General features: G+C 67.8%; 2 protein-coding genes. One reads left to right on the forward strand and one right to left on the reverse strand.

Going from position 1 to position 1989, the window contains the following annotated elements; translation table 11 throughout:
* On the reverse strand, window positions 1–894 hold an 894-nt coding region (locus ACUSIJ_RS29535), incomplete at its 3' end, for an AraC family transcriptional regulator (RefSeq protein WP_449311987.1).
* 93 nt (window positions 895–987) lie between these two features.
* On the opposite strand from ACUSIJ_RS29535, the gene ACUSIJ_RS29540 reads away from it, so the two are divergent.
* The gene (locus ACUSIJ_RS29540; protein WP_449311988.1) at window positions 988–1959 is read left to right on the forward strand and encodes an oxidoreductase; all 972 of its coding nucleotides are present in this window, start codon (window positions 988–990) and stop codon (window positions 1957–1959) included.
* The last annotated feature ends 30 nt before the right edge of the window (window positions 1960–1989 follow it).

Genomic DNA, 1989 nt, shown 5'->3' on the forward strand with positions numbered 1-1989 from the left:
ATGGCCCAGAGTGCGGCGGAAGGTGGCGGCAAAGGCACTGTCGGACGTATAGCCGAGCGATCGCGCGATGCGCGGCAAAGGCTCGTCGCCGCGCCGGAGCCGCACCGCCGCAAGCCGCATGCGCCAGGTAGCGAGATAATCGATCGGTGATGCACCGACGGTCTGCCGGAACCGCTCGGCAAAAGCCGAGCGCGACTGGCCGGCGATGCGGGCGAGCGAGTCCACGGTCCAGCCGCGCGCCGGCTCGGCATGAATGGCACGCAGCGCCGGGGCAAGCCGGCGATCCGCAAGGCCAGCAAGCCAGCCCGGATGGTGCGGCGTCTCGCAGGCCAGATAGGCCCGCAGCACGTGAATGAAGACCAGGCGCAGCAGGTCGTTGCAGGCGATGCGCGCGCCGGGCGCCGCGTCGTTCCATTCCTTATCGAGTTGTTCCAGCAGCCAGGCGATGGGGCCGGCCGCCTCCCTGCGGATGACGACCGCCGGCGGCAGCGCATCGGTCAGCAAGGCGCCGTCAACCGTATCGAGATGCACGCTGCCGCCGAGCAGCACGAAATCCCGCCCGTTGCCCACCGCGACGTCGAGATTGCCGCCTGTAAAGACTTCCGCCGCCGGGACCGGCCGAACCTTTGGATCGCTTCCGAGCGTGAAGGCCTTGCCGCTGACCACCAGGCAATCGCCCGCTTCCACGCGTACCGGCGCCTCCCCCTCCGGCATCAGCCAGGCGCTGCCATGGCGGACGGCATTGAACTTCAGATAGGACGGCGGCGGAAAGGCGACCGACCAGGGTCCGCCAGCGGCGAAGCGGACGGAGAAGAGAGTGCGCGCATCGACGGCGCTCAGCACATCGGAAAGGGTGTCTTGGGAAAGGGTATCCTGCGCATTCTGGACGATCACGACTAAGATCCAGCGTTTCGAGGCTTAAGACACCGGAAATCTACCCGATATGAAGCGTGGACACCAGCACAAGAGAACGTAAGGAGTGACGACATGTCCGAGCAAAAGCCTATCGGATCGCGGTTCAATGCCGCAAGTACGGCCAGGGAGGTGGTCGAAGGGGTTGATCTTTCCGGCAAGACCGCGATCGTGACCGGCGGCTATTCCGGCCTTGGCGTCGAGACGACGCGGGCGCTTGTCGGTGCGGGCGCGACCGTGATCGTGCCGGCGCGCGATCAGTTGAAGGCAAAGCGCACGCTGGCCGGGATCGGCAACGTATCGATCGAGGCGATGGACCTGACGGACCCGGCGTCGATCGCCGCCTTCGCGGCGCGGATCGTCGCTGCGGGCGTGCCGGTCTCGATCCTCGTCAACAGCGCCGGCATCATGGCGGCGCCGCTAGCGCGCGACGCGGAGGGCCGTGAGAGCCAGTTTGCGACCAACCATCTCGGCCATTTCCGGTTGGTGGCGGGGCTTTGGCCGGCGCTGGTGAAGGCCGGCGGGGCGCGCGTCGTGTCCGTCTCCTCGCGCGGGCATCAGATCGGCCCGGTCGACTTCGACGACTACGACTTCCGCACACGGCCCTACGACAAGTGGCAGGCCTACGGCCAGTCCAAGACGGCAAATGCACTCTTCGCGCTCGGGCTCGACCGGCGCGGGGCGAGCGCGGGCGTGCGCGCCTTCTCGCTGCATCCGGGCGTCATCCTGACCGACCTCGCCCGGCATCTCTCCGAAGACGAGATCAATGCTTTTGACGTCTACGACGAGAACGGCAGCCGCCGCGTCGATCCCACGCGCGACCTGAAGAGCCCCGAGCAGGGGGCGGCGACCAGCATCTGGGCAGCGACGAGCCCGCAACTCGACGGCCTCGGCGGCGTCTATTGCGAGGACTGCGAGGTCGCCCTGCCGCAGGCCGAGGCGCCAGGCGACAAGGGCGTGGCGCCCTGGGCGATGGACCCCGATGAGGCCGAGCGTCTCTGGACGCTTTCGGAGCGATTGACGGGGCTTTCTCCGGGGCGGACCTGAGTGTCGGGCGGGCAAAGGGTGATTATGCCC

The organism is Pseudochelatococcus sp. B33, from assembly GCF_053570585.1.

What these genes read in the sequence shown, in the direction of transcription:
- ACUSIJ_RS29540 (WP_449311988.1), top strand. Translation starts at nt 988, where the DNA reads ATGTCCGAGCAAAAGCCTATCGGATCGCGGTTCAATGCCGCAAGTACG.